Here is a 21,975-nt window from a genome sequence, read left to right on the forward strand (position 1 = left end):
GAAAGCTCAGCCGAGCCGGCGCACAGCGGACAGGACAGCGTCCAGGGTTGCGTGTACCGCGGGAGCGGATACCACGAAGCCGGCGTTGGCCTGCTTTGCGAGCTGATTGAGATTGTTCCCAATCGAGGTCAGCTGGCGAATGGCATCCGCTGTGACGCGTGCAGGTTTCGCTTGGGGACGGGCCCCGAGCGCACATGCACGCACGAAGGCCGCACGGGTCTGATCGCAAGTCTCCGCCGCTTCGTTTATGGCCGCCAACTCAGTTGGCGTGACATAGACGTCGATCCGCTCGGATCGAACCTCGGCGCGTGACTTTCGATGACCCTTTGGCGGCATTCGTTAAGCCCTCCTGGCACTTGAAGGACAAGCAGGATATGCCTTGAGGACACACTTCGTGTGCTTCGAATGGTATACATGTAACGGAGCATTTTTGCCCGTATACATCCTGCTTGCTCTCACCCAAGTCGATCTCATCCGCAGAAATATACTCCAGGTTGAAACGCCGAGCTATAGCACAACCGACACATGTGACGTTGCACCGATGCTTCACCCCAAGCACCGTGGCACATGTGTCACGAGGGCCTGACGAGTCCCCATCTGGGGACTCTAGGAAGGCTCTCGCCAAGAAGCCGTCACAAGACGGATTCTTCTTCAAGAAGGGGGAGACACAATTGGCCGGGCAGAGGCCAATTTGGATCTCGCTTCAGGCCGCAGGCCCAAAGGGTGGGAAAGGGTGGGATAGCGCCAGCGTTTCGCCCCTCCTAAGGGGCGAGAAGTCTCGAACTCGTGATCGATCTGCGCCCTAGAACGACTTGCATCTGTAGTAACTACAGATGTTATTGTGGCGACATGTCAGTAGCGGGTACAGATCAAAGTTGGCTCTCAAGAGCGCTTTCGAGTGGCGGCGTGCTCGGAGGCTTCGCCGCTTTCGTGGGCGCGTCGTGTTGCGTCATCCCGATATTGCTTGTGCACTTCGGATTCGCGAGTGGGTTGGTCGCGAAACTCGGCTGGTTCGCGCGTTGGCAACCTTCCTTCTTTTGGACATCTGCAGGATTGCTCGCCGTTGCAGCGTCCTATGCAATATGGCGCGGCCAAGCATCAAGATCATTTTGGATCTGGTGGGTGATCGGAACAACGTTCCTCATCGCCGCATTCATCCTGCCGCAGTACGAGTTCAGACTTCAAAGTTGGGTTTTGGATTGGACGCGGAGGTAATATGGCAGACGCTAAACCGACTTTCCGTTTCGACGACGCTGGCACAATTCCACCGCCAGGGTGGATCGGTCGTGCTGCTCGCGCGCTCTTCGGTTACGGCTCACTTTATTGGGTCTATCAGATCGTGAGTTTTGGCGACGTCGGCGCGCTTACCAATCTCTCCGTGATTGGATTTACGCTCTTCGCATTGCAGCTCATTCCCTACACGGTGAACATTGGCTTCGGCATTAAGCTATCGTTCTGGCCACGCCTCCTTGCAGCGCTGGGCATCGCAGCGGCCGCCTATTTGGGTTGGCAATCAACCGGTGAAGTCGCGTCATCATCGCTCTGGAACGCGATCGCGATATTGAACATCTATGTCTACGGGCATCTTGGGATATCGTTCGTGCTCGCGGCGATCTTCGCGACGGCTGGCTGCGAGATGCGGGCTCTCCCGATTTTGATTGGTCGGCTGGCCGGGCGCCGCGCCCGCGATCATTATTGCCCGGGCCCAATCCGGGCCATCGACAACTGGGAACGCAAGCGGTTTGGTCAAAAACCCTAGACTGAGCGCAGCAACAAACCGAGACGACTTGATGAACATCACCCGCGGTAAACTCGCCAAACTCACGGGCTGCCATCTAGAGACTGTGCGGTACTATGAGAGCATCGGCCTCATGCCCGAACCTGCTCGTGCGGCAAATGGGTTTCGAACCTATTCGGATGACGATGTTCGACGGCTCCAGTTTTTGATGCGCGCACGCGATCTCGGATTTGCTGTCGCCGAGGTCCAGAACCTCCTCAGCTTGGTCGACAACAACGCCTATAGCTGTGGTCAGGTGCGAGATATAACTCTCGACCACTTGGCATCGGTGCGTAAGAAAATTGCGGACCTAAAACGTCTAGAAAGTGTTCTTGGTGACATGGCCTCACAGTGCGACGGCGGTGTCGTGCCGGAATGCCCGATAGTTGATGCTCTCTACGACTTCGCGCCGGAGGACTTATCAGCATCGACTTGGAGTAACGCGTCCAGAACGTGACAGCCGGCGTTCGGTTCAATTGAGCACTTTCTGGCCGCCGCGCGCAGCGTGGACGCGACTGATTTCAGTTCCGCTATACGCCCTTCGACCACCTCAATATGGGCGTTGATCTCGCTAGCAACCGCCTGGCACTGGCCAGAATGGTCGCGCTCCAAACGCAGCAGCGCACGACATTGGTTCAGCGAGAACCCTAGATCTCGGAATTGTCTGATGAAGGTCAGAACCGCGATGTGGCGGCGGTCGTAAAGTCGGTATCCGTTTTCTGCGCGGCGAGGCGCAGGCAGCACGCCCTGAGTTTCGTAGTAGCGAATGGTTTCTGCGTGGCAGCCGGTGAGACGTGCAAGCTCGCCTCTCGTAAGTGCCTTCACGCGAGCGTGTGTTTTCGTGTTCATTTTCTCCTTGAGTCTGTAGTCACTACAGGGATTAGCCTAGTTGAAAATCTAGGAATGAGCAAGAAAACGAATGACCGAAATCGAACAATCGAGCGACCAAACACCAGCCCCCCGTCAAAAACGAGGCTGGCTCGCAGCGGGAGGCATTATCGGCGCCATTGTGGCGTCATCCTGCTGCATCTTGCCTTTGGTGTTGGTACTCGCCGGCGTCAGTGGCGCGTGGATCGGGTCGCTCACCGCGCTCGATCCGTACAAGCCCTACTTCATAGTGGTGACGCTGGCCTTTATCGGCGCGGGATTTTGGCACGTCTATTTCAAGTCTGAGCCACCATGCGAAGACGGCTCATATTGCGCAAAACCCCAATCCAACATCATCACCCAAATCGCCCTCTGGGTCGGCTTGGCGATCGTTCTGCTCGCCGCAACGATCGACTGGTGGGCCCCATTTTTTTACTAGGAGACACACAATGAAACGAACATCCACCGTAATACTATCCGTAGCCCTGCTCGGTATCGCAGGAGCCGGTTTGTCGGCATTCAATTATGCGCCGTCAGAGACATCAGCAAAGACGAATATAGTCGTTGCTCAAACAGAAACCGCTACATTCGACATCGAGAACATGACGTGTGCGACCTGCCCGATCACAGTTCGGACTGCGATGAGCCGTGTTGAAGGCGTGGATTCGGTTGAAGTGGACTTCGAAACCAAGACCGCAATTGTTCGATTTGATCCGAGTGTGACAACTGCAGCGCTTGTTGGTCAGGCATCCACCGATGCTGGTTATCCCGCACATGCCTCCAACGCCGAAGATGCCGACCATTCCGAAGCAGAACATCAACACTAAAAGCGCCGCCAGATCACTGGTCAGACGGAGAAGTCACGAATGAAAGATTGCTGCTCAGATGGGAACAATGGCGAATACGACATCGCCGTTGTTGGCGCCGGGTCCGCTGGATTCTCGGCGGCGATCACCGCCGCCGAAGCTGGCGCGCGCGTGGCGATAATCGGTCACGGAACGATTGGCGGCACATGCGTAAACGTTGGCTGCGTGCCATCGAAGGCCCTGATCCGCGCTATGGAAGCGGCGCACTCAGGCGCTGCTGCCCGCAGGTTTGCGGGTGTGTCCGTGGCATCCAGGGTCGATGACTGGCCAGCGGTCCAGGCGCAAAAAGACGCACTTGTTTCGGGTCTTCGTGACAAAAAATACGAAGCCTTGCTGCCCGAATACGAAAATATCGACTACATCGAAACGAAAGCTCCTGCCCGCCTAGTAGAGGGCGGTGTTGCTTTCGACGGGCGGGCAATACGCGCTGCGAAGATCATCATTGCTACTGGCTCTTCCAGCAGCATCCCGCCGATCCCTGGCATCGAAAACGTTCAAACACTAGATTCGACCAGTGCGCTCGAACTAGATCGGCTGCCAGAGAGCATGATTGTCATCGGCGGTGGCGTCATCGGGTGTGAACTCGGGCAGATGTTTGCCCGCGCCGGTGTGCACGTAACGATCTGCTGTCGCACGCGTCTTATACCGGAGGCGGAGCCCGAAATTAGTGCGGCACTCCAGGCTTCATTTGAAGCTGAGGGCATCACGGTCTGCTCTGGCGTTGGCTATCAACGCATCGAGCAATCGTCCTCCGGCGTCCAGCTCCACTGCGAGACGACTGGCGGCACGGATGTCGTCGTCGCCCAGAGCGTTCTGATTGCAGCGGGGCGACGCCCGAACACGCAACATCTTGGCCTGGGCGACGTTGGTGTGGAGACCGACGCGCGCGGCGGCATTGCCGTCGACCTGCTCATGCGGAGTAGCAATCCCTCCATATATGCGGCAGGCGATGTCACAGGTCGCGACCAATATGTCTACATGGCAGCGTACGGCGCGAAATTGGCCGCCAAACACGCCACGTCTCAACCCGTCAAACCCTATGACAATCGTGCGATGCCCTGGGTCGTGTTCTCCGATCCACAGGTTGCTGGCGTGGGCTTCACCGCCGCGGCAGCCGAGGCAGCGGGCTATGACGTCAAAACGTCAGTCGCCCCGCTGGACCAAGTACCCCGAGCCCTCGCGGCTGCCGACACGCGCGGGCTTATAAAGCTCGTGGCGGATCGCAAAACTGACGAGCTACTCGGTGCACAAATCATGGCCCCTGAGGGCGCAGATAGCATCCAAACCTTGGTTCTGGCGCTCAAGTTTGGCATGACGACCAAAGAACTTGGCGACACGATATTTCCATATCTAACGACGGTCGAAGGTTTCAAGCTTGCGGCACAGGGCTTCGACAAAGACGTTGCGAAGCTCTCGTGCTGTGCGGGGTAGTTTCTCTATGACAGATCTCGCACAAATCACTGCTGTTCTAGAAGCGGGATACATCGGTGAAAATCCGAAAGATCTTCAGAGGGCGTCGCTCTACATTTATAGAGCGCTGGCCAGTGGGAAACCGATCTCAATTGCGTCTATCGCAGAACACCTCGGAACGCCTTTAGAAACGGCTTCAAGGCTTCTCAACCTTGTTCCTCCAAGCGCGATCGAGCTTGATGATGACGGGCACATCATTGGCTTTGTCGGTCTGAGTTTGGCGCCCACAGCGCACAGGTTCGAAACCGCCGAACGCTCACTTTTTACTTGGTGCGTTTTTGATGCACTGTTCTTGCCATCATTGATTGAGCAGGCGGCCACGCTGCACACAACGTGTCCGAACTCTCATACAGACATAGAAATAAAGGTGACTAGCAGCTCCGTTGCCGCCATTGCACCTGATAGTCCGGTAATGTCACTGGCCAAAACTGACACCAAATCTTGTTGCAAGGATCTCCGGGGAGCCTTTTGTGATCAGGTAAACATGTTCGCAGATCAATCGGCTTTTGACGAATGGAGCTTGGATCGTCCCAACGCGATCAGCGTCTCACTATCTCAAGCTTTCGCATTGGCTCAACAACGCAATGCTTGGCGCTACCCCGACGTCGAATATTAGTGCCTGGAGCACACCCGACTATCGTGTCTCAATCAGACATATCGTCGAACTTTTTGCGCATACTTACCAAACGCGTCACCGAAGGTTCTGCGCATGTGCGGCTCCTCCACCCAGGTAATGAACACGTGGATGATCGCCGTGAACACCAGTGCGGATAGCATAGCGAGACCGGATCCGGCCGCGATCGCAGCACCGAGAAACATGCCGCTGTAGCCGACATATTGCGGATTGCGGGTGCGCCGATAGATGCCGTGCTGGATTAGCTCATCTTCGAGCAAGCCGTAAACGCGTTCCTGTGAACCATAGGCGTAACGCCCGAGAAATATGACGTAGGCGCCACCCAGGAAGAGCCCTCCCCCGAGCGCCAGTGAGATCAGGTTCGGCGCGAACAAACTGCCGCGATCGAGCCACGCGAGAGCAATCGTGGCGACGAAATGCCCGTGCATGATGAGGCCCGAGAAGGCGGCGGTCAGCGGCGACCATTTACCTTGTTGTCGAAACTCAGACCGCGCTCGAAGCATAAACGGGATCGATAGTGCGGCCGTTATGAGAGTGTAAGCAACGACGCCGATGAGCAGAGGGAACATTACGCTTCTCCTGGGTTGGCGGTAGAGCTGTGGTCACGAAGCTCTGAGAGAGCTTGCGAGCAGATGGACCAAGCCGAGCGGGTGAAAATGCCGGCGAGTACGAATGCAAGGATGAGGTCAGGCCAGGCCGACCCTGTCAGGGCGACGAGGCCACCGGCGATCATGACGCCGACATTGCCGATGGCGTCATTGCGCGAGCAAAGCCAGACCGAACGAACGTTTGCGTCACCGTCTCTCCATTTGAGAAGGATCAGCACGCTGATAGCGTTGGCGAGTAGTGCCGCGAACCCGACAATGCCCATGGTCTCTGCGACTGGCGGCTCGCCAGAGAATGCGCGGAGCAGCGTCATGCTCAGCACGGCAATCGCGATCGCGAACAATAGGCCACCTTTGAAGAGAGCGGCTTTGGCTCGAACCGCAAGGGCGGAGCCAATGACCAGAAGGCTGATGGTGTAGGTCATCGTGTCGCCTGCGAAATCCAGGGCATCGGCTTTCAGCGATTGCGAACCTGAAGCGAAGCCTGCCGAGATTTCGACGACGAACATCACAAGATTGATAAAAATGACGGCCCACAGGGCGCGTCTGTACGCGACCGATGATCCATCGAATTTTTGGTCGCTCGGGCAACAACTCATTTTCTTGACTCCTAGGTTTAAGATGGAGTCTAATTTCTACAGCGACTGTAGAAGCAAGAGAAAAATGCAAAAAGAATTCACCATCGGCCAAGCGGCAGAAACGTCAGGCGTCAAAGTGACGACGATCCGGTATTACGAGAGCGTCGGCCTAATGCCAGAGCCGAGGCGGGTTGAAAGCGGACGGCGCGTCTACGGGCAAGCCTCGGTGGACCTGCTCGGCTTTATCCGACATGCGCGTGATCTGGGTTTTACCGTCGAAGCCATTCGAGACCTGATCGATCTTCAGGAGAACCCTGGCACAGATTGTACCAAGGCGGACGAACTTGCGCGGCATCATCTAGTTGAAACGCAAAAACGCATCGAGCAGCTTCGTGTGCTCGAAAGCGAACTTATGCGCATGATCGACGGCTGCGCCGGTGGCAAGGTCGGCTCCTGTGAAATCGTCACAAGCCTCTTTGACCACTCCAAGTGCTTATCGGATCACAAATCAAAGGCTCTCAAAGAGCATTAGTTGACTACTGCTCGCCGCCTTCCAAATTCTGAGACCCTTTCCTCCATGCGATCAGTAACAGCGCGACGCCGATGAAGATAAGAACGTCGGCCAAATTGAATGTGGGCCAGCGGAGCGCTTGCCATCCAAAATCCAAATAGTCTGTGACGGCTCCATCGCCAAGCCTATCGATCGCGTTTGCCAATCCGCCCGCGGCAACCAGAATGCCGGCGACATTAATGCACTTCGATTTCTGCTGCGCAGTCCAGATCAAGACCGCTACGACCAAGATCAAAGCCACGATTGCAAGCAGATAGGGCATCAGCCAGTGTCCGTTATCGAGCATCCCGAAGCTTACGCCTCGATTGTGGTTCAGCGTAAGCCTAAACCCGGGGAATATGGAAGTCGCGCCCTCCCAAACGGCCAGCTTACTTTCAAGCACCTGTTTTGTGATCAACTCCATACCGACCAAGACCGATATCGCCGTTAGTTGCGCGATGCTCACCGCTCGAGATATCTTCGAAAACCTACTGCTCAAAGCAGCTTGCTTCGCTAAGTACCGATCAACACGCACAAAGAAATTGGCCATAGCGTTCACCGGGACAAATGCTCAGACAGCCGCGGCATCTGCCGCCACAGACAGACAAATTGCATTAGATTGATCACACTTCATCAATCGCATGAACTAGCAAATCACGAACTTCGATGGCCAAACGCGTAAGGTCGTCATTCTCAGTCGCGAGCATCGACGCTACCGGGTCGATAGCGCTTACCTCGATGCCGTTTTCCACCTCCCGCAGGATTACGTTGCATGGCAGCATCGCTCCAATCCGAGGCTCAAGCTCTATGGCTCTATGCGCCATTGTGGGATTGCACGCTCCGAGAATGCGATACGCTTGAAGATCAACATCGATTTTCGCCTTCATCGTGGCTTTCACATCAATTTCCGTAAGGACACCAAAACCAGCTTCAGCGAGTGAACGTCGCGTGCGCTCCTCAATCTCAGCCATATTAGCATTTTCGAACAAACGATTGTGAGTGTAGGGCATAACTTTCCTCGTGCACTTGTGGCCACTATCCTAGCCTCAAAACTTCGGCTCTGGGCTTTTCTCAATTGGGCTGGGTCTCGACAGTAAAGTCTCTAGTGGCTGTAGCATCAAGATCTGTTTCAGCACCACTCGAGTATCCGCTCTAATCTATGGGCTATTGATGGCTTTTAGCGAGCTCGAGCACGCGAGACCAAAAGACTGGCCATTGATTAGTCAGGCGCGTTCGCGAGGGAAGGGGATGTCTGGTATGATCTGGCGAGCACAACAAGCCCACCGGTCGCCGACAAAACAGAGCCCACAACTACCGCAAGATTGACCGTCAGAACCGCGCCAGGTTGCTCAAATGCTAGCCCGGCCACAAACAGGCTCATCGTAAAGCCCACACCCGAAAGTAGGGCTGCACCATAGAGGTGCCCCCAGCTGACCTCTATTGGCCTAGCGCCAATCCTGAGGACAACGGCGAGGCCCACACCCAACATGACACCTACCTGTTTACCAACGAAAAGGCCAAGGATGATGCCGAGACCCAACGGGCCGAAGAATGTCTCGAAGTCGACGCCGCCCAGGTCGATTCCAGCGTTAAAGAATGCGAACAACGGAACGATTAGGAGAGCAACCCAGGGGCTGAGATCATGCTCAATTTTATGGAGGAACTCTCTGCCAGAGACGCGCATCGGGATGCACCACGCAATAATCACTCCGGCAAGCGTCGAATGAACGCCCGACTCCAATACTGAAACCCAAACGAATACGCCAACGAGGACGTAGGCTGTGAGACTTGCAACACGTAGTCGATTAAGCACAATGAGTGCCAACGTGCCCAACGCCGCCATCAGCAGCGATGGCAAACTCAGGCCCTCCGAATAGGCGAGCGCAATAATCACCAACGTGCCGAAATCATCGAATATCGCTAGCGCAGTTAGGAATACTTTCAGCGCGATAGGCACGCGTGACCCGAGCATCGCCAACAGCGCAAGAGCGAGCACGATATCGGTGGCAGCGGGCACGGCCCAACCGCGCACGTACTCCTCACTTCCGTTGTTGAACGCAAGAAAGATCGCAGCCGGAACCAGCATCCCCCCAAGAGCGGCGAACGCCGGCAGTGCGATCTGTTTTGGCGAGGACAGTTGGCCTTCGAACACCTCCCGCTTGATCTCCAATCCGATCAAAAAGAAGAAGACGATCATCAGGCCTTCGTTGATCCACAAAATTAGCGGCTTTGCGAGCTCAAACGAACCGATCGATATTGCAGCCGGAGCATGGTGGATGGCCTCATAGCTATCTGCAAATGGCGAGTTCACCCAGAAAAAGGCGACGAGCATCGACACCAATAGGACCAGTCCGGCTATTGCCGGAGACCGCAGCACGCGTTCAAGCCCAGTCTGGTTGGCCGGTGAACATTCCGTTGAATTTTTGGTCATACATCACCTTCGTTTCCAGACGGACCACGCCGCTGGGATGCGCACGCAGATCGAAACTCTGAAAACGTGGAAGCTGATGGATCAGCAACAAACCTGGCTCGTACCGGCGTGGCATCACGCACGGCGATGGTAAAGCTCGACGCATGCTCCAGCTCCGTCAAAATGCGCACAACGAGATCAGAGTTTTCAATTGAGAGTGTTAGAGGTGACGTTCGGCGCGCAATCGTGACCCAGCGCCGCTCACCTTGCGCGTCAATGAACATTTCAAAGTTCGAATGGAACGGGGAGAATACGGTTACATCTCGAAAATTGAATGATGTTGCTCCATCTCGACACCTAAACTCAAGAACTGGCCCCGGCCTGTCACCGACTTGGGTTGTTAACTGCAGGGTGGCCAGGGACTGAGCCTGTGGAGCTATCTGGAGTACCCAGTTTGATCCGGTGTACGTGACACGCCGAAGAAAAGCATATGGTTGCACCCAGTGGCGCCGCCACCATCGCAACCCTTCATCCTGGTAGGCATATTGCGGATCCGCGAGGCGGGAGCTTCCGATGTCATCATTACTTGGTGATGAACTCGCACACGCAGTTAGAACGAGCACGAGTGCGATGGGGAGGAAGAGTTGTTTCATCAATTCAGTCTCCTCGTTGAGGATTGACTTACGAATGCCGAGCAAACAGCCTCGGGCGCCCGTACAGGGGGGGGCAGTACGCCCGAGGCTGCCGGCGGATCTGGTGGTTGCGAGAACAGGGAGTTGCCCCACCAGATCCTGACCTGCCATCGATTAGGTTGGCAGGCGTTCGGGAGCACGACTTTGTGGATGCGGTGCGAACCATTTGTAGACGGCCGGCAACACCAACAGGGTCAGGACGGTCGATGTGACCAGACCGCCGATAACCACCGCTGCAAGAGGTCGCTGGACCTCTGACCCGATACCGGATGCAAACAACAGCGGCATCAAACCGAGCCCGGTGGTCGTTGCCGTCATCAAGACGGGTTGCGCACGGCGCACCGCAGCCTCGACACTGAAGGCGTCGACATCCAGCCGCTCTTTGGCAAACCGGTCGAGGAAGGACACCAAGACCATGCCATTACCCAGAGCGATGCCGAACAGCGCGATGAAGCCCACAGAAGCTGGGACGGACAGGTTTTGCCCGGTCAGCCACAGCGCCGCGATACCTCCAACGAGAGCGAGCGGAATGTTCGCGATGATGAGCACTGCGCTCTTCAAGCGACCAAAGCTGAAAAGCAGAAGCAAGAACACAACCCCAAGCGTGACCGGAATCACGATTGCAAAACGTGCATTCGCTTGTTGCTGCAGCTCGAACTGGCCACCCCATTCGACAAAATAGCCAGGCGGCAATTCGATATTCTCTGCTACAGCACCTTGCCCTTCTGCCACAAACGAACCGATGTCGCGTTCGCGGACATTGGTTTGGATAGTGATGTACCGCTGTCCGTTTTCACGCGTGATCTGACGAGGGCCCTCGATCCGTTCGACCGTCGCAACCTGGCTTAGTGGTATAATTTCATCCCCCGGACCGTTTAGAACAATCCGGCTGATGCGCTCGGCATTCAGACGATCTTGCTCGCGATAGCGAACGATAATGTCAAACCGACGAACACCCTCGAAGACCTGCCCAGCTTGCGATCCACCGATCGCTGTTCGGACGACTGACAGGACATCTTCAACGTTCAATCCAAATCGACTTATCGCTTCACGGTTCACAGTTATCCGAAGCTGGGGTGCCCCGGTAACCTGATCTGTTTGCACATCAGCTGATCCGGAAACGTCACGAATGACGCCTGCAATCTGAGCAGCGTAGTCTTCGAGGACAGTCATATCCTCTCCGAAGAGCTTGATCGCTAGATCAGCTTTTGTGCCCGTCAGCAATTCGTCGGTAGCCGACGCAATTGGCTGAGTGAAGTTGAAACGTGCCCCAGGGAACGATTCGAAGCTCTCACTCATCATCGCTAGCAAAGCAGCTTGCGTTTCCGCGGTCTCCCACTGGTCACGAGGTGTGAGAGCCACGAAAGCTTCAGCACTGTTAACCGGGTCAGCGTGCGCACCAACTTCTCCGCGACCGATACGCGTAACGATACGCTCAACTTCCGGGAAATTGGCAAGCAATTGCTGTTCAAAGCGTGTCACAGTCTCCCGGGCTTCCGGCAATGAAATTGACGGAGCCATGGTAAGCCGTACGAGCAAATCACCTTCGTTCATGCGTGGCGTGAACTCAGAACCCAATCGTGGGAAGATCGCACCGCCAACGATGAGCATGGCCGCAGCAAGTACGAGCGCGGCCCATCGCTTGTGCACAAAGAAGCGCACTAAAGGTGCAAAACTCCGTTCATAGAAGTCGGGCTTATCCGAACCCGACGAACGTTCCCCGACCTTCAGGCCGAGCATTGAGGCCGCCGGCGCAAGAAGGACGGCGAAAACCAATGACCCAGCCATAGCGAAGACAACAGAAAACGCTAATGGTCGAAACATTTTGCCTTCGACCCCTTCCAGAGTCAGGATCGGAACGAACACAACGACCACGATCAAGATCGCGAAAATGAGCGGTTGCAGCACTTCCGCACAGGCACTCGCAATAAGCGCGCGCTTGTCCTCGCCCTCCTTTGCCGCGGTCAGGATACGATTCGCGTTTTCTACAATGACGACCGCCCCATCCACCATCATTCCGATGGCGATAGCGATACCGCCAAGCGACATCAGATTTGCTGAGACGCCAAAAAACTGCATCGCGAGTAGTGCAAAACCGACCGAAAACGGAATTGAAGCGACAACGATTAGGCTTGGTCTCCAACCCCTCAAGAAGAGGAACAGGATAATGGCCACAAGCAATGCACCCTGCCAAAGCGCTGTGGTCATCGTTCGCACAGCGGCGCCGACCAACTCTGACTGATCATAGTATGGAACAGCCGTCACACCGGGCGGGAGAGCTTCATTAATCCTCTCCATCCGATCGTGAACGCGCGCAATCACTTCATTCGTGTTTGCACCGAGCAGCTTCAGCACGAGGCCAGCAACAACTTCACCCTGCCCGTCCATGGTCGCCATGCCCTGTCGAGGAGCGCCACCGATATCGATGTTTGCGACATCGCGAACGCGAACTGGCACGCCATCTTCGACCTTCACAATGATATCGGAAAGATCGTGGATGCCTTGTGCTAAACCAACGGCTCGAACGGTATATTGCTCACTGTTCTCAATTAGGAACTGAGCTCCGGCATTGGCATTGTTGGACTCAACAGCGGTAACAATATCTTCGATCGCTAGTTGATATCGGAGCAATGCATCCGGTCGAACATTAATTTGATATTGTTGTTCGAACCCACCAAGAGACAGAACTTCTGTCACACCGCGGACTGTCTGGAGGTCGAATTTGACCTGCCAGTCCTGCAAGGTACGCAGCTGAACGCCGTCGAGGTTTTCATCCGATGTTTGCAGGAAATAGAAGAGAATTTGTCCAAGTCCTGTGGTGATAGGCCCCATTCCTGGATCACCAAACCCTTCGGGAATCTCTTCTCTGGCTTGTTGTAGACGTTCACCAACGAGTTGGCGCGCCCAATAGATGTCAACGCCATCCTCAAAATAGATGTTCACGACAGACAAACCGAAGTTTGATGTCGACCTCACTTCGCGGAGCCGAGGTAGTCCATTCATGGACGTTTCTACCGGGAACGTGACATACCGCTCGACTTCTTCCGGTGCGAGGCCTTCCGTTTCTGTGAACACCTGCACGAGTGTCGGCGTGACATCAGGAAATGCGTCTACTGGCATGGTCCTGAATGTGACGATTCCGCCAATCAGAACGAAAGCAAATGCGAGAGCTGCGAGAAGCCGCCCTCCGGCAATGCGGTGAAGCAAGCCGGTTAAGCCACCGGCCTGTTGTGAAGGATTAGTGCGCGTGTCCATCGTCGAACTCCCCCTTCTGCAATTCTGCTTTCAACGAGAACGCTTGCGTCGTCGCGATCATCTCGCCAACGCTGACGCCGGCTAAGATTTCTGCGTACCGATCTGATCGTCGTCCTAGTCGAACCTCACGCACCTCAAATCCATCAGATGTACGGACGAAAACCACGGTCTCACTGTTGACGGTTTGCAGCGCTGTAACAGGCACTCGAACGGTCGGCTGAGCATCAGAAGCCGCAGCAAATACCGTCACGAACATGCCGGGCCGCAGTCGGTCGCCAGGATTATCGATCACAATTCGAGCGCGACCGGTTCGCGTACGTTCGCCGATTTGAGGGCTCACGAAGTCAATTGATGATTCAATTGGCTGACCGCCATCACCGGGGTCAATTGAGACCGGTGCACCTGCGCGAATTCGACCCAGGTCAGCGCCATAAATGGCTGCATCGACCCAAACAGAGTCAGTATCCGCAACAATAAACGCGGGCGGTTGCGCACCTTCTTCCAGCACTTCTCCGAGCACCGCGTGACGCTCAATAATCGTACCGGAGATCGGAGCGGCCAACTCGTATCGTGTGAGCGAGACATCTGACGACGCCACCATTCGAGGAAGAGTCGAAACATCAACGCCCAGCGCATCAAGCTGCTGCCCGGCGCTTCGAACCTCTATTCGAGCCTCTTCAAGTGCTCGTCGGGCGTCCAGGAAATCCTGTTCAGCTGAAATTTGGCGCTCCCATAAGCGCTCCTCTCGCTCGAAGGAGCTTTCGGCGAGATCCAGTCTGGCCCGTGCCGAAAGGTAAGACGCTTTCGCGTCGGCGAGCGGGCGACTGTTAAGCACCGCCAGGACATCGCCAGCCTCAACCCGATCACCTTCTGCTACCGCGACACTGCGGACGATTCCGGATACGCGGGGCGTTACGTGAGCCAAATGGTTTTGGTCAAAACCGACTTCAGCGGGCAACTCCAATATTCCGTCGACCGCACCGTTCGTCACCGCAGAAACAACGATACCGAGTTCAGATATTTGATTTGCGTTGAGGTGGACTTCAACGCTCTCGCTGTGCTCGTCCTCATCCGCATGATCATTTTCGTCAGCTCGATCGGCACCGTCTTCATGGTCGCTGCCTTCTTCATGACCATCATCATCTGAATGATCATCGCCATGGTCTTCGTCGCCAAGGTCCTCGGCGTCCGAGTGTTCCTCACCCTCAGCGTGGTCATCGTGGCCGCGGTCGGATGCCAGATCACTAGCCGCGCTGGCCTGCTCCCTGTTTTGGTTTTGTTCGCTCTGATTGTCAGGTGAACATGCCGCTAGAGCCAGAACGCTGGCCGTAATCAGCAGGAGATTTATTTTGTTATTGGTCATTGTACTGCCTCCTCTGGGTTGGTTTCGACCAGGCGATTGAGTTGCGGAGCACCCGCAAGGGCATCAAGCTCGATTGCCGCACGCGCCAACTCGGCGCGAGCAGAGATCAAGTCCACTCGAACGTCGAAATACGACCGCTGGATATCCAAGAAATTTAGGACATCGAGCGCGCCCTCCCGATACGCCTCTTGAGCGGCTCCAAGCGCGCTTTCCGAGGCAGGAAGGATGCTGTCGTTGAGTTGAGTGTAAGTCGATTGAGCACGTGCGAAACGACCTGCGGACGAAGCGTACTGGGCGATCAGTGATCGTCTCATGACCTCTTCGTTCAGTCGCGCCGCGTTTTCTCGCGAGGCAGCCGCAGCCACGCCGCCCTGATTGCGGTTCACGACTGGAATAGGGATTTCTAGCGTCGCGACAAAAGCCGTTTCGTCAGTACCACCAAACCGTCGCACACCTGCGCCTACGGTAACGTCGGGAATTGCTCCCGCGCGCTCTCGGCGGATTTCTTGGCCTCGCGCACGGGTTACTGCTCTAAGCTGAACGAGCTCCGGGTTGTTCGCGATCCAATCCGTAGGCTGAGCGTCGGAGTAGGCGGTAAGGTCAAAAGCCTGAAGCGGTGGCGTCAGCTCACCGTTGATCACGGCTCCGGACCATATCGCAACAAGTTGCGCATTGGCTGCTAACTGAGCTCCAGAGGCATCGTTTGCCGCAATCGTTGCCAACCCAACCAGCATTTCCGCACGGTTGCGCTCAATTGGCGAAGCTCGACCAGCCTCGACCCTTGCTTGGATCGCATCGGCCGAATTGTTGGCTATCTCCAACAACTCCATTCGCAATGACAGAGTTTCAGAGGCCGCCTGTGCTTCGACATACGCCTGCGCTGTGCTCGCCAAGAGACGAGTGCGCTGGAGTGCCAGATCTGACCTTGCGGCGAGAGCCCAGGCGCTTGCTGCCTCGCGAGCACGCCCGCGATCACCGCCCAGTGGGATCGTTTGATTGATTGACAGGGTCGTATCGGCATCGCCGAGGCCTCCCCGGTCGCCCCCAAACTCCTCTACTTCTGCTCCAAGAGTGGGGTTATCCCAAAGTCCGGCTTGAAGCGCCTCGGCTTCAGCAGCTCGTATTTCCTCGCGAGCTGCGCTGGTGATTGGATTGTTTTCCAGTGCGAGATTTAGTGCACCAGATAGGTTTAGTGAGTCTGACGAGGCAGTTTGGGCCTCAGCAGCGCTAATGGAGACTCCGGCTAGCACAATTGCTGCCACAGCGCTCCGCCCTAGCCAGTTTGGCCAGGCGACAAATTTTGAGTTCATTTAATACAGATTCCGATTTTTAGTTTCAGTTAGACAAAGTGGTCAGACTGAATTCTCAATCGGTGGTTGGAATGGCGGCTCAAGAGCCCGTGACGACATTCGGTCGCCCGTAAAATAGTATTTTTGATCGGAGGAACTAGCCGCGACACCAATTACGAGCAAACGGCCGTCGACCATATGGTGACAAACGCCGCACCCATGGATCGCATGGTTCCCATGCTCTCTGTCGGGCGCTTCAGCTGGCTCTTCAACCATGGTGAGGTCGGAATGATGGTCGTGTTCAGGCGCAACACTAGCAACGCCCTCGCCACCCATGGCGAGGAACAGCATCAGCACCAAAAACAGTTTCACGGCTCCATTCATTCTTGGAGCCTATCGCAGATGAACAACAATAAAAAGAAAAATTTCAGCACCATCACTTCAAGTGTTATAAAATATCGTCACATTTGCAGTAAAACTAAATACAGAAACCGATTATATTAATATTGCGTGACGCAGACAGAATGATGCATAATGTTCACATATTTTAACTCTTTCAACCGGGAACTTCCCGAAAGGACATAATTGGGCTTTTCGCCGCGCTCGCTTTTGGATCGTGAAGGCAATCGCCTTTACCTGACCCCGTTCGAACGTCGTCGTTTTCTCATTGTCGCTGGAGAGTATGCCGAGCCCTGGCGCACGCTTGCTGAGTTCCTCACATTTTCTGGATGCCGCATATCCGAAGCGCTTGCAGTTCGAGCATCTCACATTGATCTAGAATCCAATTTAGTAGCGGTCGAAACCCTCAAGCAGAGAACGAGAGGGATTTGGCGGCAAGTTCCCTTGGATAGCGGTTTCGTTTTGGCAGTGAACAAGCGCTTTAGGTTGCGGCCCCTTCAGCACCTTGGCGCCGGCGCAAGTTTGCTTTGGCCAATAGGTCGAACGTCCGCTTACAATCACATCAAAACAATCATGGCGGCGGCTGAGATCGTTGGGCCCCAAGCCACGCCCAAAGGGCTTCGTCATACCTTTGGGACCCACGCGATGCTCCAGGGCGTGCCTATCACCTTAGTGAAAAAATGGATGGGGCACGCTCGACTACAAACAACCGAAATCTACTTGGATGTAATTGGTCCTGAAGAACGAGACCTTGCCCGAAAGATGTGGGTTAGCACGCCGTATCAAGAATAATCCTGGAAGGCTGTCCGCTGAACAAAATGCATCATTCTGTTCAACCCCGAACTGCAGTTCGGAGTGCGAGGTGCGTCCATGGCCGAGGCTTCTTCCAACGATCTTTCCCCACAAGAGCTGATCGCAAAGTACCGCGGGTATTACTTTTTCCTTCAGATGCGAACGCTCGTTGTGGGCGCCACCCTGATCACCGCCGCGGCAGCATTTTTTCCGGAACGCCAAATTGTTGCAATGATCGCGGCAGCGGCAGTGTTTGATCTGTACCGATTTTTCAAGGGATCCTGGCTGCATCATCAAGAGACCGGCCGCTGGCGGGATTCAGCGATCGGGGATCTAAACCGGTATTTCTTAGCGTCATCGCCGCGCAGGTGGCTCGAGTACGCCCTAATTGCCCTACCAGCAAACGCTGCCTTCACATACCTCCTCCTCGGCGGATCGTCGGACGCGATACAGAATCTCGGAACTCACACACTAAATGTTCTTACAGAAGCCGTCGGCTTGGTCGCCGGAGAGGTGTCGGATCTAACTGCCGGGCTGGCTTCGCTTGTTGTTGATATCGGCTTCGTCGGCGCACTTGAATACATCGCGGCGCGGTGGCTTTTTTCGAAAAGAAAGTTGATTTTCAAAGAGAAGACTTGAAATTCCCACGCACAACACCAATAATATCCGTATACGGATGAAACAATTATAGGTGATGTATGACATATGGGTTTTTTGAAATTCTTTGGCGTTCCGGAAGGAATGACTGCTGCTGAAGCACGAGCACTACAAAAACTTGAGGCTCGAGGCGTGGCGCCTGAGACCGTTGCTTCTGCAGAGGTGAAGGCCGAAGCCACATTGGCTGACGACGATGGTGTCGAGGTTAGTGGCTAGTGACTGGTCATATAGGGACACGATACGGGGGATACTATGAACTCCCCGGCACAGACGATTTCGCATACGTCGATATGCGGCGACCGCAATGGTTTGAGCCCCACCCAAAACTAACCGGGCTTCGCCTTGCCATCTTCCGAATTGCGCGCCGCCTTTGCCAACGCCAGAGCATTTGGTTCAGCCCTTCCTGGTTTAGCAATTATTATCGCAAGCACGGCGTGCCGCCGCTTAAGCCACATCAAACCTACATGCACTACGACAAAATTTTCTACACCGGCGAAGTCCCTGTACTGCTGCCACCATTGAATGAATAACGCTTAAATGGCAGTTTCGACGCTCACACGGGAGCGTCGATTTTGGCTGACAAAAACACCACACGTAGAGATCTAGAAGAACTCGTCCGGGTCGCCCAAACACGCGAAAAGACAGCTCGCAATCATCTCAATGCGGCAATGGAAGCAAACCGCCAAAATCCTGCTCAGGGGAAGACCCCCGCAGCCAAACAAACGGAAGACCGACTAACCCGCGAGTATCGCGCGGCTCAGCAGAAAACCAAATCTGAAGAACTCAATCTGCTGACCTTCGACCGCATCGCAGCGCGTAAGCGCCAGAAAGAGGTCCAGAAAGAACGCGAGCTCAAGGAGATCGGTGACACTCAACATCGAGAGGCAGGAAAACCTGCACGCGGCTTTCGCAGACGCGGCAGAAGCTTCGACCGCGAACGTTAGGCCTCAACCGCGCTTCCACGTGCTGTAGAGGCCTTCCAGAAGCTCAAACTGATAGTGCGGTAGCTTCGTGGCCAGGATCGGCCGCCGATTTCGGATGAAGACAAACTGGAGCTCCTCCGGCAATGCTCGGACGTCCGACGCTGTCGCGATCTTCCACTTGGTGTAGCGGTGATTGATACGATCAGCTTCGTGTTCCAGGTTCGTGACCCTCGATCTTGAGCTACTTGTACCACTCGAGTTGTTATCTGAGCGGTTCGTGCTGAAGCCGGATGAGTATTGGTTTGATGAATTGCTTCCTGACGAAGAGCCAGTGTTGGACGATTGGCCGGTTTGGTCGGTGATCGATCCCGCATTGTAGTACCCGCGGGCATAGTAATGCTGAAGGGTCTCGCTCGTTTCCCCCAAAAGCCGCTCGACGTAAGCCGCAGTATCCGGATCGTTGACGCCAAAGAATGACGTCGCCCCCGCATTGGCAGGGAAATTCTGCCAGGCTTCACCGTAAATCGATTTGAGTTGCCCAATGCTCTGTGCGAATGGCCATAGCTGAACACCATACCCGGCCAAATACGCAAGCCCATTGGCGATTGGCGTCATTTCACCGAGCGCCGGAAACTCGTCGAGCAGGAACAAAACCGAACAAGGTGGCTTCCGCCGCCATCCTGGCTCCTCCACCCAATCACCGACACGAGTCAGCTCGACCGCAGCAAGTCCCGTCATCATGCGCAACACGCTTCGATACTCGTTGAGATACTCAGGGGGGATGATCACATAAATCGTCGTTGGAGCCGGGCCCTCGTCGATCGGTCGGCACATTGACTTCTTAAGGTCGGAGAAGCGAAAATCACTCCGGTCGGTCGCGCTCAGCAGCCGATCAGATAACCAGATCTGCATACCTGCTCGACAGGTTGAGAGAATGCTACTGGCCACCTTTTCGTGGTGACCCAAAAACGCCGTCGCGAGTGCGTGCAGAGGCCGATAATTGATGCTCTCCGCGTAGACCTGCATCGTCACGAACTCTCGTTCGATGCCGGTCATATCTTCTTCGTCATCACCGACATAAAGCACATCGACGACAGAACGCATCGTCCGCGCGTCTGACGCGTAACCATTGCGGCAAACCACATACATCAAGATGGATGTGAGGATATTGCGGGCCTCTAGATCCCAGTATTCGTCTTTCGATTTCCCGGTCTTCGGAAGCAGCATTTCCGCGAGCAGCCGACAGTCCTCGAAAGTGTCTGGCGTCGGCCCACCATTGTCGGCAGTTCTGACGAAATCCAGCGGATTATACCGATCCGTTTGTTCTTCGAAGGGTGAGAACTTGATCACCTTGGCTCCGGGAAACATCTGTGCCCGGTGCTCGCCGGTAATGTCGTAGTTTTCACCCTTGATATCGATGACAAACGCGCTGCCGGCATAGAACAACAAGTTCGGAATAATCTGGCTGACACCTTTGCCGGTTCGCGTTGGCGCGATCGTCAGCAGGTGGCCTGCGTCAGGAAATTCTAGAACCCCGGCATCTTGCGACGGCGCCCCGTCCTCACCCATCGACAATACGCCGAGAAACGGACGCTTGCCCTGAGGGTAGTCATAAACCAGAGGCGAGGCCTCAGACCGCGCCTCACTTGCTCCAAGTAGCGCGTTGAATCGCTGCGTTTCACGCCAATCGGGTGTTCGGTGCCAGCGGGTTTGCCAATAATCCCGCCAGAGATCTGCGTATTGCTCGACGTTCGTCTTCGACTGGAAAAGGGAGGCAGTCATTGTGCTGCTTCCGCCTCGCTCAGATCATCCAGGGCCTCTTCCGATCGCGAGTCTTCCTCGCGTAAACTCCAAAGAGCGGCAAACCGATTGGCATGTTGATGCGATGCCATGGCTTGCCGGTGCGCTTCCTCTTCGCGATTTTCGTCAAGCACGGCACCGCGAAGCCGGGCCGGCGAAAACGCCTCCCATTCGTCCTCAGGTCCAGATAGCGCCCGCAGAAGGCCAGTGAGTAGATCAGCCGGATAGTCTTCAAGAAACTTGCGGTCGAAACGATAATCTACAAAGCCATATCGGTAGAGTTTAAGACGTTTTGGTTCCGGTGTTTTTTTAGCTGTTGCGTTGGTGCGAGGAGCATCACCGGTCTTTGAAATCACGACAGGGCGAACATCCCGCGGAAGCGATAGATACGCGCTAGCAATCGGATCGGCGAAATGAGGATCCATTTCCAGCTCTTTGGAGGCTGCAGCCCACAAACCGAACGGGTCATAGAGAACCGGGAATGACGGACGTAGCCGCTTTTTGATCTCACCTTCCAGCCAGGCAAAATCGCCAGATATCTTCGTACCGAAGTCATTGTCCAAGCTCCCGCTCCAAAGCGGCGCCTCGGCGTTCTCGTAGAGGAATAGTTTTGCGTTGAACTCTTCGAAGCGCGTCACTGGGTCACGAGGCTCAGGGAACACGTGCACGCCCTTTGTCGGCGGCTCCTTCCCGAGTTCGGCTTTTACCCGGGGAACGTTGCCAGGTTCGGCGTTCGTCGGTGCGGGCTGTGCCGGCTTTGGTGGCACTGCCTCGGGCTCGTTCGGCATCATCTCGCCGAGTTTCTTCCAAGCCCGCTTCAACCAAAGAATGATTGGGTGTTTTTTGGTTTTCGGATGAACAAAGAGCGTTATGGCTCCGCCTACAAACACAACAAAAAGTACCAGTTCCATGGAACGCCTCAACACGAAGGAATGGATGAGGACGCCATCTAACCGAGATTAGCTCATATTATCTAGTTAAAATTGCGAGCATGGCGCTACGCACTTACGGAGTGTTTCGCCGCGCAATAGCTACCCAATCAACCCAG

General features: G+C 55.2%; 25 protein-coding genes. 11 read left to right on the forward strand and 14 right to left on the reverse strand.

From position 1 onward, the window contains the following. Positions 1 to 6 precede the first annotated feature (6 nt). The gene (locus tag MMAR10_RS17300; protein WP_011644260.1) at positions 7 to 336 is read right to left on the reverse strand and encodes a plasmid mobilization protein; all 330 of its coding nucleotides are present in this window, start codon (positions 334 to 336) and stop codon (positions 7 to 9) included. A gap of 880 nt (positions 337 to 1,216) precedes the next feature. On the opposite strand from MMAR10_RS17300, the gene MMAR10_RS12050 reads away from it, so the two are divergent. After that, the gene (locus MMAR10_RS12050; protein ID WP_011644261.1) at positions 1,217 to 1,759 is read left to right on the forward strand and encodes a hypothetical protein; all 543 of its coding nucleotides are present in this window, start codon (positions 1,217 to 1,219) and stop codon (positions 1,757 to 1,759) included. Positions 1,760 to 1,790: 31 nt separating this feature from the next. After that, entirely contained in the window at positions 1,791 to 2,234 is a 444-nt protein-coding gene (locus MMAR10_RS12055; protein ID WP_011644262.1) for a MerR family transcriptional regulator, read from the forward strand. Here MMAR10_RS12055 and MMAR10_RS16705 read toward each other — a convergent pair. Then, positions 2,174 to 2,626: a MerR family transcriptional regulator gene (locus tag MMAR10_RS16705; protein WP_011644263.1), complete on the reverse strand. Its 453-nt coding sequence runs from the start codon at positions 2,624 to 2,626 to the stop codon at positions 2,174 to 2,176. The two genes, MMAR10_RS12055 and MMAR10_RS16705, sit on opposite strands and share 61 nt — an antisense overlap. A 70-nt stretch (positions 2,627 to 2,696) precedes the next feature. On the opposite strand from MMAR10_RS16705, the gene MMAR10_RS12060 reads away from it, so the two are divergent. The 4 genes from MMAR10_RS12060 to merB are packed head-to-tail and all read left to right on the forward strand — an operon-like array spanning position 2,697 to position 5,596. Then, a complete protein-coding gene (locus MMAR10_RS12060; RefSeq protein ID WP_011644264.1) occupies positions 2,697 to 3,083 on the forward strand; it encodes a mercuric transporter MerT family protein in 387 nt (128 codons plus the stop codon). A gap of 10 nt (positions 3,084 to 3,093) precedes the next feature. After that, positions 3,094 to 3,471, forward strand: coding sequence for a cation transporter (locus MMAR10_RS12065; protein ID WP_011644265.1), 378 nt, complete (start codon positions 3,094 to 3,096; stop codon positions 3,469 to 3,471). Positions 3,472 to 3,510: 39 nt separating this feature from the next. Beyond that, the gene (gene merA, locus MMAR10_RS12070; protein ID WP_011644266.1) at positions 3,511 to 4,941 is read left to right on the forward strand and encodes a mercury(II) reductase; all 1,431 of its coding nucleotides are present in this window, start codon (positions 3,511 to 3,513) and stop codon (positions 4,939 to 4,941) included. Positions 4,942 to 4,948: 7 nt separating this feature from the next. Beyond that, positions 4,949 to 5,596, forward strand: a complete 648-nt coding sequence (gene merB / locus MMAR10_RS16710) for an alkylmercury lyase MerB (protein WP_011644267.1) — start codon at positions 4,949 to 4,951, stop codon at positions 5,594 to 5,596. Between the two features lie 32 nt (positions 5,597 to 5,628). Here merB and MMAR10_RS16395 read toward each other — a convergent pair whose 3' ends face one another. Both MMAR10_RS16395 and MMAR10_RS12080 read right to left on the reverse strand, forming a co-directional pair. Continuing rightward, positions 5,629 to 6,183, reverse strand: coding sequence for a PEMT/PEM2 family methyltransferase (locus MMAR10_RS16395; protein WP_011644268.1), 555 nt, complete (start codon positions 6,181 to 6,183; stop codon positions 5,629 to 5,631). Beyond that, complete coding sequence (locus MMAR10_RS12080; protein WP_011644269.1) at positions 6,183 to 6,818, reverse strand: cation transporter; 636 nt, start codon at positions 6,816 to 6,818, stop codon at positions 6,183 to 6,185. Before MMAR10_RS12080 ends, MMAR10_RS16395 begins: the two co-directional genes overlap by 1 nt. A gap of 64 nt (positions 6,819 to 6,882) precedes the next feature. On the opposite strand from MMAR10_RS12080, the gene MMAR10_RS12085 reads away from it, so the two are divergent. After that, positions 6,883 to 7,329, forward strand: a complete 447-nt coding sequence (locus MMAR10_RS12085) for a MerR family transcriptional regulator (protein ID WP_041636972.1) — start codon at positions 6,883 to 6,885, stop codon at positions 7,327 to 7,329. 4 nt (positions 7,330 to 7,333) lie between these two features. Here MMAR10_RS12085 and lspA read toward each other — a convergent pair whose 3' ends face one another. The 8 genes from lspA to MMAR10_RS16935 all read right to left on the reverse strand — a co-directional run bounded on the left by lspA (position 7,334) and on the right by MMAR10_RS16935 (position 16,728). Next, entirely contained in the window at positions 7,334 to 7,897 is a 564-nt protein-coding gene (lspA, locus tag MMAR10_RS12090) for a signal peptidase II (RefSeq protein WP_049755736.1), read from the reverse strand. 73 nt (positions 7,898 to 7,970) lie between these two features. After that, positions 7,971 to 8,357 (reverse strand): DUF302 domain-containing protein, encoded by a 387-nt coding sequence (locus MMAR10_RS12095; RefSeq protein ID WP_011644272.1) that lies wholly within the window; start codon positions 8,355 to 8,357, stop codon positions 7,971 to 7,973. A gap of 209 nt (positions 8,358 to 8,566) precedes the next feature. Beyond that, positions 8,567 to 9,778 (reverse strand): Na+/H+ antiporter NhaA, encoded by a 1,212-nt coding sequence (nhaA, locus tag MMAR10_RS12100; RefSeq protein ID WP_011644273.1) that lies wholly within the window; start codon positions 9,776 to 9,778, stop codon positions 8,567 to 8,569. Continuing rightward, the gene (locus MMAR10_RS16930) at positions 9,775 to 10,410 is read right to left on the reverse strand and encodes a hypothetical protein (protein ID WP_143743089.1); all 636 of its coding nucleotides are present in this window, start codon (positions 10,408 to 10,410) and stop codon (positions 9,775 to 9,777) included. Before MMAR10_RS16930 ends, nhaA begins: the two co-directional genes overlap by 4 nt. A 153-nt stretch (positions 10,411 to 10,563) precedes the next feature. Continuing rightward, a complete protein-coding gene (locus tag MMAR10_RS12105) occupies positions 10,564 to 13,704 on the reverse strand; it encodes an efflux RND transporter permease subunit (RefSeq protein WP_011644274.1) in 3,141 nt (1,046 codons plus the stop codon). After that, on the reverse strand, positions 13,688 to 15,067 hold the full coding sequence (locus MMAR10_RS12110) for an efflux RND transporter periplasmic adaptor subunit (protein WP_011644275.1): 1,380 nt from the start codon (positions 15,065 to 15,067) through the stop codon (positions 13,688 to 13,690). Before MMAR10_RS12110 ends, MMAR10_RS12105 begins: the two co-directional genes overlap by 17 nt. Continuing rightward, entirely contained in the window at positions 15,064 to 16,377 is a 1,314-nt protein-coding gene (locus MMAR10_RS16715) for a TolC family protein (protein ID WP_011644276.1), read from the reverse strand. Before MMAR10_RS16715 ends, MMAR10_RS12110 begins: the two co-directional genes overlap by 4 nt. Positions 16,378 to 16,419: 42 nt before the next feature. Next, a complete protein-coding gene (locus MMAR10_RS16935; protein WP_150099775.1) occupies positions 16,420 to 16,728 on the reverse strand; it encodes a hypothetical protein in 309 nt (102 codons plus the stop codon). A gap of 237 nt (positions 16,729 to 16,965) precedes the next feature. Here MMAR10_RS16935 and MMAR10_RS17305 point away from each other — a divergent pair, with 237 nt between their 5' ends. The 4 genes from MMAR10_RS17305 (at position 16,966) to MMAR10_RS16940 (ending at position 19,148) form a co-directional block, all read left to right on the forward strand. Further along, a complete protein-coding gene (locus tag MMAR10_RS17305; RefSeq protein WP_418904047.1) occupies positions 16,966 to 17,547 on the forward strand; it encodes a tyrosine-type recombinase/integrase in 582 nt (193 codons plus the stop codon). Positions 17,548 to 17,625: 78 nt separating this feature from the next. Further along, a complete protein-coding gene (locus MMAR10_RS12125) occupies positions 17,626 to 18,186 on the forward strand; it encodes a hypothetical protein (RefSeq protein WP_041636976.1) in 561 nt (186 codons plus the stop codon). A 66-nt stretch (positions 18,187 to 18,252) separates the two neighbouring features. After that, the gene (locus MMAR10_RS17085; protein ID WP_170150520.1) at positions 18,253 to 18,420 is read left to right on the forward strand and encodes a hypothetical protein; all 168 of its coding nucleotides are present in this window, start codon (positions 18,253 to 18,255) and stop codon (positions 18,418 to 18,420) included. A gap of 356 nt (positions 18,421 to 18,776) precedes the next feature. After that, positions 18,777 to 19,148, forward strand: coding sequence for a hypothetical protein (locus tag MMAR10_RS16940; RefSeq protein WP_011644278.1), 372 nt, complete (start codon positions 18,777 to 18,779; stop codon positions 19,146 to 19,148). A 3-nt stretch (positions 19,149 to 19,151) separates the two neighbouring features. Here MMAR10_RS16940 and MMAR10_RS12130 read toward each other — a convergent pair whose 3' ends face one another. Further along, positions 19,152 to 20,909, reverse strand: a complete 1,758-nt coding sequence (locus MMAR10_RS12130; RefSeq protein ID WP_011644279.1) for a type IV secretory system conjugative DNA transfer family protein — start codon at positions 20,907 to 20,909, stop codon at positions 19,152 to 19,154. Then, entirely contained in the window at positions 20,906 to 21,838 is a 933-nt protein-coding gene (locus MMAR10_RS12135) for a hypothetical protein (RefSeq protein WP_011644280.1), read from the reverse strand. The genes MMAR10_RS12130 and MMAR10_RS12135 overlap by 4 nt, the downstream gene beginning before the upstream one ends. Positions 21,839 to 21,975: the final 137 nt, after the last annotated feature.

It is taken from the genome of Maricaulis maris MCS10, from assembly GCF_000014745.1.
Classification (GTDB): Bacteria; Pseudomonadota; Alphaproteobacteria; order Caulobacterales; family Maricaulaceae; genus Maricaulis; species Maricaulis maris_A.

Bases quoted from the DNA above. Each gene is read 5' to 3' on its own strand.
- MMAR10_RS17300 (WP_011644260.1), bottom strand. From the start codon at position 336: ATGCCGCCAAAGGGTCATCGAAAGTCACGCGCCGAGGTTCGATCCGAG.
- MMAR10_RS12050 (WP_011644261.1), top strand. From the start codon at position 1,217: ATGGCAGACGCTAAACCGACTTTCCGTTTCGACGACGCTGGCACAATT.
- MMAR10_RS12055 (WP_011644262.1), top strand. From the start codon at position 1,791: ATGAACATCACCCGCGGTAAACTCGCCAAACTCACGGGCTGCCATCTA.
- MMAR10_RS16705 (WP_011644263.1), bottom strand. From the start codon at position 2,626: ATGAACACGAAAACACACGCTCGCGTGAAGGCACTTACGAGAGGCGAG.
- MMAR10_RS12060 (WP_011644264.1), top strand. From the start codon at position 2,697: ATGACCGAAATCGAACAATCGAGCGACCAAACACCAGCCCCCCGTCAA.
- MMAR10_RS12065 (WP_011644265.1), top strand. From the start codon at position 3,094: ATGAAACGAACATCCACCGTAATACTATCCGTAGCCCTGCTCGGTATC.
- merA (WP_011644266.1), top strand. From the start codon at position 3,511: ATGAAAGATTGCTGCTCAGATGGGAACAATGGCGAATACGACATCGCC.
- merB (WP_011644267.1), top strand. From the start codon at position 4,949: ATGACAGATCTCGCACAAATCACTGCTGTTCTAGAAGCGGGATACATC.
- MMAR10_RS16395 (WP_011644268.1), bottom strand. From the start codon at position 6,183: ATGTTCCCTCTGCTCATCGGCGTCGTTGCTTACACTCTCATAACGGCC.
- MMAR10_RS12080 (WP_011644269.1), bottom strand. From the start codon at position 6,818: ATGAGTTGTTGCCCGAGCGACCAAAAATTCGATGGATCATCGGTCGCG.
- MMAR10_RS12085 (WP_041636972.1), top strand. From the start codon at position 6,883: ATGCAAAAAGAATTCACCATCGGCCAAGCGGCAGAAACGTCAGGCGTC.
- lspA (WP_049755736.1), bottom strand. From the start codon at position 7,897: ATGGCCAATTTCTTTGTGCGTGTTGATCGGTACTTAGCGAAGCAAGCT.
- MMAR10_RS12095 (WP_011644272.1), bottom strand. From the start codon at position 8,357: ATGCCCTACACTCACAATCGTTTGTTCGAAAATGCTAATATGGCTGAG.
- nhaA (WP_011644273.1), bottom strand. From the start codon at position 9,778: ATGACCAAAAATTCAACGGAATGTTCACCGGCCAACCAGACTGGGCTT.
- MMAR10_RS16930 (WP_143743089.1), bottom strand. From the start codon at position 10,410: ATGAAACAACTCTTCCTCCCCATCGCACTCGTGCTCGTTCTAACTGCG.
- MMAR10_RS12105 (WP_011644274.1), bottom strand. From the start codon at position 13,704: ATGGACACGCGCACTAATCCTTCACAACAGGCCGGTGGCTTAACCGGC.
- MMAR10_RS12110 (WP_011644275.1), bottom strand. From the start codon at position 15,067: ATGACCAATAACAAAATAAATCTCCTGCTGATTACGGCCAGCGTTCTG.
- MMAR10_RS16715 (WP_011644276.1), bottom strand. From the start codon at position 16,377: ATGAACTCAAAATTTGTCGCCTGGCCAAACTGGCTAGGGCGGAGCGCT.
- MMAR10_RS12125 (WP_041636976.1), top strand. From the start codon at position 17,626: ATGGCCGAGGCTTCTTCCAACGATCTTTCCCCACAAGAGCTGATCGCA.
- MMAR10_RS17085 (WP_170150520.1), top strand. From the start codon at position 18,253: ATGGGTTTTTTGAAATTCTTTGGCGTTCCGGAAGGAATGACTGCTGCT.
- MMAR10_RS12130 (WP_011644279.1), bottom strand. From the start codon at position 20,909: ATGACTGCCTCCCTTTTCCAGTCGAAGACGAACGTCGAGCAATACGCA.
- MMAR10_RS12135 (WP_011644280.1), bottom strand. From the start codon at position 21,838: ATGGAACTGGTACTTTTTGTTGTGTTTGTAGGCGGAGCCATAACGCTC.